Source organism: uncultured Sphaerochaeta sp. (assembly GCF_963676625.2).
GTDB lineage: Bacteria > Spirochaetota > Spirochaetia > Sphaerochaetales > Sphaerochaetaceae > Sphaerochaeta.
In genome coordinates this window covers 77091-92688 of sequence record NZ_CAXXYB010000009.1, presented here as the reverse complement: position 1 = coordinate 92688, position 15598 = coordinate 77091, and the positions used below count along the sequence as shown (strand labels likewise).

Sequence of the window (15598 nt, the reverse complement as noted above, 5' to 3'; positions counted from 1 at the left end):
ACCGTTCTTTCCAAATCGCCGCAGTGCCATTATTAGCATTGCGGTTGTTTGCTTGTTGATAATTTTTGCTATTTTGGTGATTGATCGTTCAACTGCAATGCGCCTTGCACGTTATAATTCAAAAGCCGAGGCTGCCCGGCAGGAAGCTCTTGATCAGATTGATCTTCGATTTACGTATGCCAGTCGGTTGGCTTCCCTTCTTGGAAGTACAGAAGTATCTGAAAAGACTATCTCGGCCATTGCTTCCTATCATAAGGACGATACGGTAGAAAATCTGAGTGCGGCCTATGATAAGCTTGATGAAGCACTTTCCGAACTCCAAAAAGAGATTTTCATCAGTCCTGATTATGTCTTTTATGACCCCTACTTCGATAAGATGTATGAATGCGAAACCAATTTGGTGAGGGCCGTCGAAAACTATAACGAGGAAACGAATTTTTTCAATCAGCAGAGGAATGCCTTTCCGGCTAGATTGATAGCCAGCCGTCTTGGTCTGACTCCCCTGGCTCCCTTTGCTCTTTCCAATTCCTTGAAAGGCCGTCCTTGATTCATTCAGGAAAAAAATAACTCTGCTACTTTCTTGAAGAAAACTTTGGGTTCTTTTCGGCAAATCCGACAAGATACATAGGTAGCAAGAAGAGAATGATATTGAGGTTATCCTGGATCAACTGAGTCGGGTAAAGTCCCTTGGCAACAACAAGGATAACTGTCAGAACTGAAAAAATCTTATAGGTATGCAGCAAGGATCCTGTACTTTTCTCCTGTTTGAAGAAGAGGGAAAAGGCCTTGAAACAACCAATGAAAAGGAATGGATTGATGAAGACGATGTTTTCATTGAACCAGGTCATGTCCATGTTGGATAGGGTCATCATGAATAGGAGTAGGGTTCCTATTACCGACAAGAATAACAGGATAGTTCCGTTGAAGAGGGCCCATAACCTTCTGCTCAAAAGGTGTTTCTCTCCGTGTTTCAGCAAGAATAGACTCAACAACCCTAAGATTAAACCTGCAAAACCAAAGGCAGCATCATAGTTTACATTCTTTGTATAAGGGATGAATCGGATGTTTTTTCCATTAGTGTCATTCAATATCATAATTTTCTTGGCAAGAGGAGTTCCGTCTGCATAGGTGAAATCTTGTACTCCTTGAAATAGACTTTCAGGAAGAAACATCTCCTCATAATGGTTCAAGGGGTAATCTATGGACGGACCTTGGAGAAAATTCAAAAGCCATGATATCACTGGAGAATGGGCCATGCTTCGTTCAGTCAGGCTTCGATAGGTTCCCCCTGCCTCTTTGTTTTCTGCCCAGGTCCTGAATTGGCCTCCTGTTGCTGCGTTGATGATATCCCGGAGTCTGGTCGCACAATTGTCCTTGTAAAAATGATACAGGTATGTGTTGTTTTCAGGCTTGGCATTGTTTTGCAGAAAACGAATCATGGTGAATTTTGCTTCTGGGGTAAGGTTGAGCTCTATTTCCTTGGCATCTCTCTCTTCTGATATGGCGTCATCGATTCTCCAGTCGGCATTGCTTGCAAAAACTGAGTAGAGCATTCTACCCTGGGCAAAATGAAGGTAAAAATGTTTTTGGCTTGTATCGAAGATACCATAATCATACATGACTCTTTGGCCGTTGGGTTGGGATACAATTATTGCACTATGTCCGAACCAGGCGTAGAGCTGGTCCCCGGGGCCTATCGTGACCAGACTTATTGTGCATGTATTGATCCAGTCAAGTTGGTTTTGCGCCAACGGCTTGGAAAAATCCATTTTTGAGAGTTCCTGTTCACTGTCAAAAGGCTGTTCGTCGTGTACATATGGATGGACACTGAAGGAATAAGCTTGAACCAAAAGGAATACAAGCATAATCAATACCATTATTCGACGTTTCATGAGGGAAAGAATATCACAGGTGTACAATTCTTCCAACCAGTTGACGTTTTGTCTGTATACAACTAATCTCAAAAAAAATGGAGGAGAAATGGAAAGGAACGTATCGTCCTTGGCAATAGTCGTGCACAGCCAACGGTACGGGCAACTGCATCGCAAACTGAAATTGCTCACCGTTGATTTTGGATTGATAGATGTCGTTTCCTATGGGGCCAGAAAATCGGTAAAGGCCGTAAAAGCCGAGGTTTTTCTTGATGGCCAGTTCTTTCTCTACTTCAATCCAGTCAAAAAGAGTTATACCCTTAGTGATGTTCAGGTTGTTGCAACGCATGATGAGATTCGTTCCGATCTGGGCTCAACCTATGCTGCCTTGTTTTTTTGTGAGATGATCCTCAATACAAATGGTGGCGACAGCCCAGAACAATATGCGCTTCTCAGCAAGGCCCTGGATATGCTTGTTTCTCATCGTGAGCTTGCAAATCGAATACTCATCCAGTTTATCTGGAAGCTCATTGCCATTTGTGGGTTGCAATCGAATCTTGAACGATGTCCGATTTGTGATAGAATATATGATAAGGATGAAATCCTATCATTCAATTCTCAATTATCTGCACCTTGTTGCTCTGGTTGTGCTACATTGGATTCAGGGATGGAATTACCACCAGGAGCAAGAAGATATCTTTTATTGACGTCTTCTTTGGATTTCATCTTGGCGGTTTTTATTGAATTGAGTGAGACGGCTACCCAGCGAATAAAGAACTATTTGCTTCGGTATGCCTCCATTGTGAGTGGGAAAGCCTTGAAGACCCTTGCAGGAGGGCTTCTGCAATCTCAGCTCTGATTGAATGTAATGTGAATATTTATTGTAAGGTTGTATATATATGTTTTGGAAAAAGAGTCCGGTTTCTTCACAGGACGTCAAACATCTGCATGAACAGTATGGCGTTGATTTATTGTGTGCTTCCATCCTAGCCCGTAGGGGGCTGACAGAAGGAAATACTGTTAAGTTCTTTCTTGAGAATGAATTGACGTTTCTTCACAATCCTTTTCTGTTCGACGATATGGAAGAGGTGGTGGATAGGCTCAATGGTGCTATCACGGAAGGAGAGAAGATCAGGGTCTTCGGCGACCGTGATGTCGACGGTATAACCAGTACGGTCCTCATGGTCCAGGAATTCCAGCGACTTGGCGTGGATGTTTCCTACAAGTTGCCAGAAGGGGATGAGCCCTATGGAATGACCATGGATGGTGTCGAGGCTGCTGCCTCCGATGGCGTGACGTTGATCGTGACTGTTGACTGTGGTATTTCAAATAATGATGAGATAGCACATGCCAGAACGCTTGGTATCGATACAATTATCCTGGATCACCATATAAGTGGAGAGGCACTTCCCCCTGCCTTGGCTATTATCGATCCCAAAGTGCCTGGTTGCGGATATCCGTTCAGTCATCTGGCCGGTTGCGGGGTAGCGGCAAAGGTTGTTTGGGCATTGAGATTCAGCCAGACAGATTTTTATCATGAGGATTGTATCTTGCTTCATGCCCAGCCAGGGCATGATACGGTTATCATACAAGCTATCAGGATTGAAAATTTGCTGGAAGTTGACCGTGTAATAGAGGAAATCAACCCAGGATTACTTTCTCCTTCACAGAGCAAAGCCTTGCAGTTCCTTTCCTGTGATGTTCCCATTCTCGTTCTTGACGCTTCGTCGGAACTGGCTCAGTTACGGATGGCTTTTGGAAAATCCGTGGATATCCATCTTGTGGATATGCGCCCTGAAATGGAAAATGTCATGCCTGTGATAAAAGGTAAGGGCTTATTTGCCCTTTCCAATATGAGCAGGGCAATGAAATATAGCGTGCATGGACGAGATGAATTGCAAGTGCTTTATACGCTGTTCAATGCCTATTGCATGAAAAAATATCCGATTCTTGATAGCGGGTATGAAGCCATTCTTGATCTGGTAGCCATCGGAACGATTGCTGATCTGATGCCGATGGAGGATGAGAACCGGTTATTGGTGCGTCACGGACTGAAAGTACTTACTGCCGGTACTCGGCAAGCCTTGCTTCCTCTCTTTACAATGCAGAATCTTATAGGAAAACAACTATCTACCAGTGATATTTCTTGGCAGATATCCCCAATCATCAATGCAAGCGGCCGAATGGGAAAGCCTTCGGTTGCCGCTGATATGCTCTTGTCGCAGGATTTGTCCAGGACTGAAGAGTTGGCGGGGGATTTGATCCGGTTGAACAAGGAACGGCAAAAACTTGGAGAAGAGGCTTGGGACAGGATGTTGCCTATGGCAAAGGATAGTTTTGAGAGCACTGGCTCAAAACTGGTTGTCGTAGAGGATTCTTCTCTTTCAAGAGGTATTACCGGGGTAATGGCAAGTAGGTTGCTCAAACAATTCAATGTTCCCTCATTGGTGTTGGCTACCATTGGGGGATCCCGGGTGTCGGCTTCGATGAGGAGCCCCGAGGATTTCAATGTACGGGAGTTTCTTTCTCGGTTCAGCGACTTGTTTTTGGATTTTGGCGGTCATGTCTGTGCCGGTGGATTTTCGATGGATTTGAAGAATCTTGCCATTTTCAAAAAAAGAGTCAATGAAGAGATAGATCAAATGGATTGCCTGGAAACGGAAGAAGAAACGGTTTCCATCGATTGCACTCTTCCCCAAGCCTATATGACGCCTGACATTATCAAGATAGTTGAATTTTTTGAACCCTATGGTGAGAAAAATCCTCCTCTGGTATTGTTGCTTGAAGGTGCTGTCATTGAAGATATGCAATTTATGAATAACAACAAGGGTGGGGCACAACATGTTCGCCTTACTCTTGCCTTTGGCCAATATAAATGGCCTGCTGTCTACTGGAAAGCAGGAGATAGGGTAGGCAAGGATTTTGATAAAGGTTCAGTGGTGGACGTAGCTTTTCGTCTTGGAAGAAATTATTTCAGGAATCAATCAACGTTGCAATTGACCATTATTGATTTGAAGACTGAAGCGGATAAACTTTCAGGGAAATAACGCATCACGCGATATTTCCCTGGGAATATACTTGACAGAAGGGCTTGTTTTCGGCAAGCTGATTAAGCATTTTGGACCCAGTAATCGGGAAGGGGGGTGAGAATTAATATGGCATATGTAAAAGTAGACGACAATGAACCTTTGGAAAAATCAATCAAACGTTTTAAACGCATGGTTGAAAAAGAAGGTATCATCCGCGAATGGAAAAAGCGGGAGTACTTTGAGAAGCCCTCCACTATCCTGAATAGGAAAAAGAAAGCCCTTGCACGCAAACAGATGAAGAAAGTGCGCAAGTTGCATGTTTCGAAAAGCTTCTAAATCAACGGTGCCGCCGAATTTTATTCGGCGGTCCTTTTTTTATTCTTCAGCCAGTATTCAATTAATCCTAAAACAATCAATTCTGATTATCCAGTAACATTTAGAAAGAAATTTTATAAATACGTAAATTAATAGAAAAAAAATTGGACAAAAACCACTATTTCAGTGTACAATCTTTTAAGAAGTACCTTAATCATGGACTTGAGCCCATGAAGAACTGGAAAGAGAGGAATGAAAAAACATGCTAATTCTTATTTCTGACGCTTTTGATGCATCGTTGACAACTCGTCTTGCTGCCTTTGGTGAGGTGACAACAGATAAAAATCGTCTTGGTGAAGCTGCCATCGTACTTGTTCGAAGTAAAACGAAGTGCACAAAGGAATATATCGATCAAGCCCCAGCTCTTAAGTTGATCATTCGTGGTGGCGTAGGTATCGATAATATTGATAAGGCTTATGCCGAGAGCAAGGGGATCATTGTTCGCAATACTCCAAAATCTTCTGCAATAGCTGTTGCGGAATTGGCATTTGCGCTGATGCTCAGCACTCCCAATAATTTGGTAACCTATCATAATGGAATGAAGAATGGTGAATGGTTGAAGAATGTGAAACGCACTGAACTGAACGGGAAAACCCTTTGTCTCTTTGGAATTGGCAATATTGCCAGTCGTGTAGCGGAAAGGGCCAAGGCTTTTGGCATGACTGTCGTCGCATTTGATAAATATGTCGCTTCATCACCTTTGGCCGAAATGAAAACTACAGCTGAACTTGCAGTGGAAAATGCTGATTATATCTCGTTGCATCTCCCTCTTACCGATGAAACCACAGGTATGGTCAACAAGGCCCTTATATCCCATTGTAAAAAAACTCCTGTTGTCATCAATACTGGTCGTGCCCTGTGTGTAGATGCCGAGGATATGGTTTCTGCTCTTGCCGATGGTTCTGTGGCCTGGTATTGCACGGATGTATATCCTTCTGATCCCCCTTCTCCTGATTATCCTATTCTCAAGGCTGAACATGTTACCCTTACGCCGCATGTAGGTGCAAATAGCAATGAAAACTTGCTTCGCATTGGTGATGAGGCATTTGCAATCATTGAAGAACTCAAGAATGGAGGAAAGATCTAATGGAACGTAAAAAGAATTTTTTTGCCGGCCCTTCTGTAATGCCCGTCGAAGTACTGGAGCAGATACGTGACCAGATTGTCGATTATAATGGACAGGGCTTGTCCATGATTGAGGCAAGTCACCGTGGTGGCCTTTTTGAGGACATGTATGATGAGTGCCTTGCCAGTTTCAAGGAACTTTTGAATGTCCCCGATGACTATGACATCTATTTTTTGGGCGGTGGCGCTACCTTGCAGTTCACCATGATTCCAACCAATTTCCTTCGTCCTGGAACCGTTGCCGATTACATCAAGAGCGGTACTTGGGCAAACAAGGCAGGGGAGGATGCTGCTAAGATTGGCAATGTTAATTATTATTATGATGGAACGGACAATAAGTTCACTTCCCTGCCAGATCCTGCAATGGTAAAACCTAGCAAGAACAGTAGTTATCTATATCTTTGTTCCAACGAGACTATCGGAGGAATCGAGTGGCAGGATTTCCCTGACACAGGAGATGTTCCACTTATCGGGGATATGTCCAGTGATATTCTTTCCCGACCCGTTCCGGTGGAAAAGTTTTCCATGATCTATGGCGGTGTCCAGAAGAATCTTGGACCTGCAGGGGCAACCTTTATTATCATGAAGAAATCCATGTTGGAGAGACAGAATCCCAATATGACAGCCTACATGGATTATAAGTTGCATAGTAAGGACAAGGGCTTGTACAATACTCCTCCTGTATTCTCCATCTGGGGTGTCAAATTGATGCTTGACTGGATCAAGAAGAATGGAGGAGCCCAGGGAATGGCTTTGAGGGCAAAGGAAAAGAGTTCCTTAATCTATGATACAATTGATGGATCCGACTTTTTCCGTAGTCCAGTTGACGCAAAATATCGTTCAAAAATGAATATTGTATTCCGCCTTCCGAATGAAGAGTTAGAGAAAAAATTTGTTAGTGAATCCCAGAAAGAGGGCATGCTTGGTTTGAAGGGGCATCGGTCTGTCGGTGGATTGAGGGCAAGTGTGTATAATGCTTTGCCGAAAGAGGACGTTGTTGCTCTTGCTCAGTTCATGAAGGAATTCGAAAGAAATAATGGTTAGGCAATAATGAAAAGTAAGATGGATGAGACAAACAAAGCAATAATCAAGCAATTGCGTGACGGGCGAAAACCTTTCAGTGCCATTGCTGATGAATTGGGAATTACCGAGAATACTGTGCGAGCACGTGTGAATAAACTCATGGATGAGGGAGTTCTGCAGATTTCCGGGCTTGTTAACCCTGAATCGATTCCTGGCTTACAGGTGGTCATGATGGGTGTAAAGCTTAAAACTTTGGATCTTGAAAAGAAGGCCAAGGAATTTTCTGAACTCCGTGGAGTTATTTCTGCTGCAGTCGTAACTGGACGATATGATTTGATCGTTCAGTTGGTACTTGCAGAGGATGAAGGTCTTTCACTCTTGGATTTTTTCAAGAGTGAATTGGACAAGATCGACGATATCGCGGAAGTAGAGACCTTTGTTGTCTATCAATCCCATAATTTCAGGATTCCTTATATTCTGTAATTTTTGTTTGGGATATAAAATCTTGCAAAACAAGGGTACCGATTTTTCGGTACCCTTGTTTGTTGCTAATGTTTTTCCGTTAAAAAAGATTTTGCAAATTCAGCAACTTTTTGTATATCATCCTTGTTTGGTCTTCCTTTATGAAGCTTTCCGGAAGCCCCCCTGCAATGAAATTCTCTTTCACTGAGATTCAGATTTTGTTTTCTGCAGATTCTTCTTACACTTTTGTACGAGGAGGAAAGCAATGCTGCGGTACCAAAATAGACAAGGAGTTCAGCTTGTTCCTTTTTGAGATTCAACAGGAATGAACGAATTTGAGGGTCTACGGTTCCTCCATAGACAGAACTTCCCAAAAATAGCACATCAACCTTTTCCACGATTGGTACTTCAATCGATTGTGCAACCACACCTACAGATTGGGCTATGGCTTCGGCAAGTTTCTTTGTATTGCCCGTCTTTGAAAAATACCTAATTGCAATTTTCATTATTTTTTCCTTATGCAACTAGTATTGGTCAAAAAAAGTAAGCTGTACAGTGCTTGTGTCAAAATGCAATTCTTATGCATGTTTTTAACTGTTGTAGAGGAAAATATTTTTTTGTGGTATACTTTTTCTGCTATTTATAACGAAAAGTAATTTATATTTCCCCGGAGGACTAAATAATGGTAGATTTGTCGACAAAATATCTTGGACTTACCTTAAAAAACCCAATTATAGCTGGGAGCAGTCCTTTGACAACCTCGCTTGATTCCTTGAAAAAATGTGAAGATGCCGGAATCGGAGCCGTAGTTTTGAAATCGATCTTCGAGGAACAAATTGAAAATGATTCAGATTTGAAGGTAACAGAGAATGAAGCCTACCTTACTCATTCTGATGCATATGAATTTGTCAAGAATGCAAGTATGGACCGTGAGATCGATGCCTATCTTACCTTGCTTGAAGATGCAAAGAAGTCCTTGGACATCCCTGTCATTGCTTCTATAAATTGCAGAAAGAATGGAGCTTGGATTGAATATGCAAATAGATTCGTTACTTGTGGTGCTGATGCAATAGAGCTGAACCATTATATTGTTGCAGCTGATAGGGAAGTTGACGGCACGGCCATAGAGAAAGAGTATCTTTCATTGGTCAAAGCCGCCAGAAAACAGACGAAGGCTCCTTTGAGCCTGAAAATGGGTTCTTCCTTTTCTTCGTTGTCGAATCTTTTATGGAAACTGGACGAGTTATCCATTGATGGAGTAGTCTTGTTCAACCGTTTCTTCAGCCCTGATATAAATATTGAAACAATGAAAATGGCTCCTGCCGCCATGTTGAGTTCTGAAGAAGAATATGCACAGTCATTGCGTTGGACTGCCTTGATGAGCGCTGAGCTTCACTATGATATTTGCGCATCACGTGGTATTCATGATGGGAAAACGGTAATCAAGCAATTGCTTGCCGGCGCTAAATCCGTGCAGGTTTGTTCGGTTCTGCTTAAGGAAGGTCTTGCCAGTGTTTCCAAGATGACGAGTGAGCTCGAAGCTTGGATGGATCGTCATGAATATGCCCATATAGTCGATTTCAATGGAAAACTTGCCCAGGAGAGGATTGCAGATCCTTCAAGTTGGGAGCGTAGCCAGTATATTAAATCTATTTTGGGCGCACAAAAGAGTTAAATATGGATTTGGATAACTACAAAGATATTGGCCCCTATAGAGGGAAGGATCTTACAGATGCTGTTGCTCGAGTTTTAAATAATAGGGCAGGTATCGAAAGGATGATTGCTTCCTTGAGCCAGAATGATATTCCTGAACAGATTGATCAAACAAAACAATATGCACAATATATCATGGAACTGCTCACGCAGGTAAAAACCTACGATGATTTTCAGCGTAAGATTACTGCAGGGATTTTTCTTCCGGCAATTATGAAAAGTAGTGTATGCAAGTTTTCTACTTCCGGGAGTGAAAATATCGAAAAAGAACAGGCGTATCTTTTTATGAGCAATCATAGGGATATCGTTCTTGATTGTGCCCTTATAGATTATGCCTTGATTCAATGTGATAGAATGATTTGTGAAATGGCCATAGGAGATAATCTGCTTACCAATCAGTTTGTTACGGATATGTTCAAGCTCAATGGAGGCGTGACAGTCAAACGCACTCTTCCTATGCGTGAGAAATACCTTGAATCCATTCGGTTGAGTGCCTATTTTGTTGAGTTGATCGTAGAGGAAAACAAATCAATTTGGGTAGCCCAGAAAAGCGGACGATCCAAGGATGGTTTGGATAATACTACTCCCGCTATCATCAAGATGTTGCATCTATCACAAAAGCCAAAGGGAATCAAATTCAATGAAGTCATAAATGGTTGCCATATCGTACCGGTTGCAGTCAGTTATGAATATGATCCTTGCGATGTATTGAAATCGAAAGAAGAGGTCGACAGAATACGGAGAGGTGAGCGTACCAAGAAGAAGTATGAGGACATCATCAGTATTTTCCATGGACTGAAAGGCCAAAAGGGGAATATTCATATTGCCTTTGGAAAACCCATCCAAGGGGAGTATCTGAATTCCGATGAAGTTGCCAAGGAAGTTGATCGTCAAATTCATTTGAACTACAAGTTGTGGCCTACCAATTGTTTTGCATATGATTATCTTGAAGGGACGAGCGATTTTACTGATTCCTATGCTTCCTTTGATACTGAAAAATTCCTTGCACGATTCAAGGATGTAAACGAAGATGTAAGGCGCTATGCGCTGAATGCCTATGCAAATCCTGTCAGGTCTTTCCTTGAAGCCAAGAAACTCTGATCCGGGAATACGGATTGCAATGGGAGTTATCATGGCCTTTGTGGCCATGATGGCCCTTTCTTGTAGCCGAACGCCTTTTTCCCTTATCTCGGAAATCCATTCTGTCAGTACTGTTACTCATTATGATAAAAGCGGAACAGTCCTGGATTCCTATGAAAATCTCAGTATCTATGTAGAAACGGAAGATGTGGGATCAGAAGAAAGACTCCAGATGCAAGTCGTTTCTCCTGATGGCCTGGATACCTGGAACTTTGAAGCCCAAAAAAAAGAAATTGACAACATTGTTTATTTCGGATATCCATCCCTTGCAAAAGAGATGGGGACGCATATTCAAGATGGTCTTTGGCATCTTTGGATGATTCGAGAAGATGGTAGGGCGTTGGAGAAGGAATTTACTGTCAATAGAGGCAAGGACATAGTTGCTCCTTCCAGACGCACAGTTGTCTATGACAAGAAAACAGGAATCGTACATATTTCGGATAATCTATCCTATGCCATAAATCTGCTATCAGAAGAGAAAAATTCTCTTTTTGAAGGGGAGATCGTAGGACCCGAGATAGACTTGAAGGTTTTGACCAAAAAATGGGCCAAGGTTTCCTCAATGATCCTCGGGTATTATGATGACACAGTCAACAGGTCGATTGTCGATTGGTATGAACTCTAGGTCCTTCCTACTGCCTGGGATAATTCTTGTTTGTTCAGTCTTATCACAAACGTTCTTCCATGCGGGCAACACGGATCTTCCATAGCAAAAACCTTGTCCAGTATTGCCTGTGCCGTAGTCCTGTCCAATACATCCCCGCTTTTTATCGCAGCATGACAGGAAACAATTGCATAGAGTCCTTTTTCAACCTCAGCACTATCTCCCGTATGGTTTTGTACAAACGCAACAACCTCTTTTTCTATCTCCTTGAACATGGCAGGAATTGTCCAAAGCTTCCAGAGAAGATCAGCAGTACGTTCAAGTTTTATTCCAAGATTAAGATATATATCCAGGTTTTCCTGCAGATACATATCTACATCCCTTGAGACCTCAAATTCAACAGGAATGATCAGAGCCTGTACTTCTTTTTTCGCCCTGATTTCATCAAACAGTATTCGCTCATGTGCTGCGTGCTGATCTACCAAGAACAGTTCATCACCCTTTTGGGCGAGAAGAAATAGATTGAAAGCTTGCCCGATGTAGATATACTCGGGTTCGTTTGCCTGAAGGGTCCATATATCCTCTTTTTCTGAGTGCCTGTCGGTTGCCATGTCCATATGGCTCTCTTTTTGAAAGAGAGCTTCCTTGGCTTTTGCAAACCATTGGGGATCACTGGGTTTGTATTCGGTTTGAAAGGGAATGGCATGAGAAGTAGATCCCTGGGGATGACGTGCAATAGTGTTACCAGAGAACGAGGAAGGCCCTGAGGCTGCCTCATAGCCTTTACTGGGTGATGATACCAACTCAGGTTGCAAAGCTTCCTCCAGCTCCTTTACCAAGCGAGGAATCGTCCTTTTTACCTGACTGGAGATCATTGCAACAACTTGGTGATGAATTTCAGCCTTGTTTCTGAGCTTCACCTCCCGTTTGGTTGGATGAATATTAAAATCCACCAATGTAGGATCGACCGTGATGAAGAGATAGCAATAGGGAAAAGATCCACCGGGAAGCAACTCCCCATAACCATAGGTGACAGCCTGGACAAGGGAATATTCCTCGACAGGTCGTTCATTCACGTAAATCTTAATATGGGAACGGTCACTCCTGAATATGGCTGGGGATGAGGCAAGGGCATACAAACTGAATCGACCTGCATTGTCAAAAAGCTCCAACATTTCAGAAGGAACAATGTTCTGGGATGTTGAAAGGGCATCAAGGATTCTCTGCTTTTTACCAGTAGCCGGTAGTTCGAGTTTGAGTTGTCCGTCACTATAGAATTTAAAAGAGCGTTCAGGGAAAGCGAGGGCCTTCTCCAAGAGAAGGTTCTTGCACATCGTAGCCTCTGTAGATGGTCGTTTCAAGAACTGCCGTCTTGCAGGAACTTCCTTGAATAGCCCTTCCACGGTTATTTTTGTTCCTTGGGTAGGTCCTCCTGGTAGGATTTGTTGCTTCCTCCCGTTGTCGATGGTAACAAAAAAGGCAGGTTCCTTATGGAAGCTACTGGAAATCGTAATGCGGGAAACAGCAGCGATACTATATAAAGCCTCTCCTCGAAAACCCATGGTTTTCAGGTTATATAAATCATCGAAACTTCTTACCTTACTGGTTGCATGGCTTTCGCAGCATAAAGGGAGATCTTCCTTTTCTATGCCTTCTCCATCATCAAGGACCGTGATTTCCTCAAGGCCTCCTTCCGTGATGCTGGCAATGATGGACGTGGAATTTGCGTCGATTGCATTATCAAGCAATTCCCTCATCACAGAAGCTGGTCTTTCGATTACTTCTCCTGCGGCTATGCGCTGGGCAACTATTGGATCGAGCAATTGGATTTTCATATGCCTAATGTACCATGAAAGGATAAAAAGGGCAAAAGGAAAGGGCCCGAAGGCCCTTGTTCCTGTCAGAATTTTTTTCCTAGATCAATGATTGCCGATAAGACTAGTTTTGGTACAGTCAAGGAAGTGCTGCTTACTGGATAGGAAGCCTTTGCCTTTATCTGGGCAGGTCCCAGGGTGTAAGATGCCGAAATGAACGAGGAAGCATATTTTCCGCCAAAAAGCGACAGGATATCTTCAGATCCATCAATCAAGTAAGAAATGGAATCGATGATTCCGATTTGCTGGATACCCAGAGAAAGGTCAAAACTATCATTTTTGAAGGCAATGGAAATCTGGCTGAGATCGGCCTTCCTTGAAGAGTCCGCAGTAAGGGTAGTAAGGGTAAAGTTCTGTGCAAAAGGAACATTCCAGAGCAGATTCAGGTTGAAATTATTGTTTGTAAAGCTGATTTTGGAAAATATATTGAAATCTGAGTCCGTTTCTGTACTGAAACTATCGGTAAAGTCATTTACCAAAAGACTTCTATTGTTACCTTTGTCGATGCTTACGAGAGTCAAGGCAGAGAAGGCCCCTGCATTCAGTGATAGTCCCGCGTTGATCAAGTAGTTGGGGAAAAGATCGGTAAGATTGAAGAATTGCGAGAAATCATACGTTGGGTATGCAGGAAGGTAACTGCTTGCATTTGCAATGATGCCAAGTTGCAGATTCCTATTGTTCACTACTGGAATCTTGAACGATAGGAAAGGATAAAGATTTATCGCCTTTGAAGGTGTGTTCGCAAATTCAAGAAGAGAGCCAAGTGACATGAGGAAAGGATAATTTTCACTTCCTGAATATTGGAAGGCAACTGATCCATATTGTTTCTTGCTATCTAGCAATCCTGCCATATTGAAGTCGTCAAAAGTCGTTATGAGGGAGAAGCCAGAAAGAGATGCTTTGGTATAAAAGCGTAGTTTTTCTGTATTGTAAAAGGAAGGAGCCACAAGATTTGTAAAGTCAGAATCGGTAGGTTCCGAGTTGTCCAAAGCAAGATAGAAAGGTGAGGAGTGATAACCAAACCGTAATTTCTCAACAAAGGAAGCGCCATAGGATAGGATTTCCAAGGCTCCGGATGGAGAAGCCTGGAAATTGAAAGAGTAAGTAGAAAAATCAGTAGTACTGGCTTTTACATTCAATTCAAGCGCAAAGGATTTATATGAAATATATGGTCTGATCGAAAGAGAATGGGAAATTGCATTTCCGTTTGTTCCATCATAGGTAAAGTCATATATTGTCTTCGCTCCAAAACTGCCAAGAGAAATCTTATCATCATCAGTCGAAAGAATTGCGGGTTGCTGTGTCCCTGAGGTTGTCATCGTTAGGGTGGAAGTTTGCTGGATAACAGATTCTTCCGCTAGGGCCGGTGTCGCAGTAATTCCTTGAGGATTTGAAGGAATAGTCTCCGGTACTGAGATCACGGAAGTAATAGTTGTAATCTGCTGGGGGGCAACCGGTCTGATCGTTATGACGATACGTTTGGGAGAAACCGGTATAAGAGTACTGCTCACCTTGATCTTGGAGGGGGGAAGGGGATTAGCCTGTGGTTTTACGACCACGCTGAGAATCTGGGGAGCGGGGGCAACGGCAATCGTTGTAGTATAGGTTGGTACCGAAGGCTTGGAGGGGATCTCCAAGGGCATGATGACAAGGCCTGGCTTTGAAGGTTTCTTGGGAATCTTGGGGACAAGAACCGATACTTTGGCAGATCTGGGGACAGGAGCAACCTTTGTACTGGCCAAATCGCTTACAAGTTGCTTGGCGAGCATAAGGTCTGGGTAGGTTGCATAGGTAAGATAATATCCATTCTGAACTGTTTTTACGGAACGCTGGGGATCATCCATATACAATTTCCCGAATGGATTGACCATGGTCCGCGCATGACTGAGTCCATTGAGAGCTATGACATCTCCCCCAAAGGAGGTTATTGATTCTTCATCATCCGTGGAAATTACAAAAATCTCACCTTTTCCTTGCAGTTTGAACTGTGATACCGGTGTAGAAACTTGCAGAGTTCCCTTGAAGGTTTCGTTGGTAGCAAAGGTGGCCTTTCCTTGTACAAGATACAGGTTTTGGTTAGTAGAGGAAAAATCCCCGGTAATCAGTATAGTATTTTCGAAAAGGTTTATAGTGCCCGCTGGAGTGATGATGAGGACCGGGGTTTCCGGATTATTGATGATCCAACCCTTACCTATCCGTGAAGCAACTTGTTCAGTAACTTCTTGTTTATTGCCCTGACTGTCATAGATTCGAAAACTTCCGATATCCCCATCGCCTATTGATAATAAATCACTGGCAGACAACGGGAGCAATACAATCAATAAAACAAGGGAAAACCCAACTTTTTTTAAGAACCAATTCATACCTTCTCCCTCATCTAGG

14 protein-coding genes are annotated in these 15598 nt (G+C 42.8%); 10 read left to right on the top strand and 4 right to left on the bottom strand.

Annotated features, from left to right (window positions below; genetic code table 11):
• The first annotated feature begins 76 nt into the window (after window positions 1-76).
• Window positions 77-547, top strand: a complete 471-nt coding sequence (locus tag ACHZBG_RS14370) for a hypothetical protein (protein ID WP_320130154.1) — start codon at window positions 77-79, stop codon at window positions 545-547.
• A gap of 25 nt (window positions 548-572) precedes the next feature.
• Here ACHZBG_RS14370 and ACHZBG_RS14365 read toward each other — a convergent pair whose 3' ends face one another.
• Window positions 573-1892 carry a DUF4105 domain-containing protein gene (locus tag ACHZBG_RS14365; protein ID WP_320130153.1) on the bottom strand — a complete coding sequence of 440 codons (1320 nt, stop codon included), beginning with the start codon at window positions 1890-1892 and terminating at the stop codon, window positions 573-575.
• 88 nt (window positions 1893-1980) lie between these two features.
• On the opposite strand from ACHZBG_RS14365, the gene recO reads away from it, so the two are divergent.
• The 6 genes from recO (at window position 1981) to ACHZBG_RS14335 (ending at window position 7906) form a co-directional block, all read left to right on the top strand.
• A complete protein-coding gene (gene recO, locus ACHZBG_RS14360; protein WP_320130152.1) occupies window positions 1981-2730 on the top strand; it encodes a DNA repair protein RecO in 750 nt (249 codons plus the stop codon).
• 40 nt (window positions 2731-2770) lie between these two features.
• Complete coding sequence (gene recJ / locus ACHZBG_RS14355) at window positions 2771-4918, top strand: single-stranded-DNA-specific exonuclease RecJ (RefSeq protein WP_320130151.1); 2148 nt, start codon at window positions 2771-2773, stop codon at window positions 4916-4918.
• Between the two features lie 108 nt (window positions 4919-5026).
• Entirely contained in the window at window positions 5027-5236 is a 210-nt protein-coding gene (gene rpsU / locus ACHZBG_RS14350; protein ID WP_320130150.1) for a 30S ribosomal protein S21, read from the top strand.
• 241 nt (window positions 5237-5477) lie between these two features.
• A complete protein-coding gene (locus ACHZBG_RS14345) occupies window positions 5478-6362 on the top strand; it encodes an NAD(P)-dependent oxidoreductase (RefSeq protein WP_320130149.1) in 885 nt (294 codons plus the stop codon).
• Window positions 6362-7444 (top strand): 3-phosphoserine/phosphohydroxythreonine transaminase, encoded by a 1083-nt coding sequence (gene serC, locus ACHZBG_RS14340; RefSeq protein WP_320130148.1) that lies wholly within the window; start codon window positions 6362-6364, stop codon window positions 7442-7444. The genes ACHZBG_RS14345 and serC overlap by 1 nt, the downstream gene beginning before the upstream one ends.
• A gap of 6 nt (window positions 7445-7450) precedes the next feature.
• Window positions 7451-7906 carry an Lrp/AsnC family transcriptional regulator gene (locus tag ACHZBG_RS14335; RefSeq protein WP_014268841.1) on the top strand — a complete coding sequence of 152 codons (456 nt, stop codon included), beginning with the start codon at window positions 7451-7453 and terminating at the stop codon, window positions 7904-7906.
• Between the two features lie 65 nt (window positions 7907-7971).
• Here ACHZBG_RS14335 and ACHZBG_RS14330 read toward each other — a convergent pair whose 3' ends face one another.
• The gene (locus ACHZBG_RS14330; RefSeq protein ID WP_320130147.1) at window positions 7972-8391 is read right to left on the bottom strand and encodes a flavodoxin family protein; all 420 of its coding nucleotides are present in this window, start codon (window positions 8389-8391) and stop codon (window positions 7972-7974) included.
• Between the two features lie 176 nt (window positions 8392-8567).
• On the opposite strand from ACHZBG_RS14330, the gene ACHZBG_RS14325 reads away from it, so the two are divergent.
• Genes ACHZBG_RS14325 through ACHZBG_RS14315 form a run of 3 tightly spaced genes read left to right on the top strand, consistent with a single transcriptional unit; the run spans window position 8568 to window position 11363 of the window.
• The gene (locus ACHZBG_RS14325; protein WP_320130146.1) at window positions 8568-9560 is read left to right on the top strand and encodes a dihydroorotate dehydrogenase-like protein; all 993 of its coding nucleotides are present in this window, start codon (window positions 8568-8570) and stop codon (window positions 9558-9560) included.
• 2 nt (window positions 9561-9562) lie between these two features.
• Complete coding sequence (locus ACHZBG_RS14320; RefSeq protein ID WP_320130145.1) at window positions 9563-10699, top strand: 1-acyl-sn-glycerol-3-phosphate acyltransferase; 1137 nt, start codon at window positions 9563-9565, stop codon at window positions 10697-10699.
• On the top strand, window positions 10680-11363 hold the full coding sequence (locus ACHZBG_RS14315; protein WP_320130144.1) for a hypothetical protein: 684 nt from the start codon (window positions 10680-10682) through the stop codon (window positions 11361-11363). The genes ACHZBG_RS14320 and ACHZBG_RS14315 overlap by 20 nt, the downstream gene beginning before the upstream one ends.
• On the opposite strand, the gene mutL is transcribed toward ACHZBG_RS14315, so the two are convergent.
• Together mutL and ACHZBG_RS14305 are read right to left on the bottom strand one after the other, a co-directional pair.
• On the bottom strand, window positions 11360-13177 hold the full coding sequence (gene mutL, locus ACHZBG_RS14310) for a DNA mismatch repair endonuclease MutL (protein ID WP_320130143.1): 1818 nt from the start codon (window positions 13175-13177) through the stop codon (window positions 11360-11362). The genes ACHZBG_RS14315 and mutL overlap by 4 nt on opposite strands.
• A gap of 65 nt (window positions 13178-13242) precedes the next feature.
• Window positions 13243-15579 (bottom strand): hypothetical protein, encoded by a 2337-nt coding sequence (locus ACHZBG_RS14305; RefSeq protein WP_320130142.1) that lies wholly within the window; start codon window positions 15577-15579, stop codon window positions 13243-13245.
• Window positions 15580-15598: the final 19 nt, after the last annotated feature.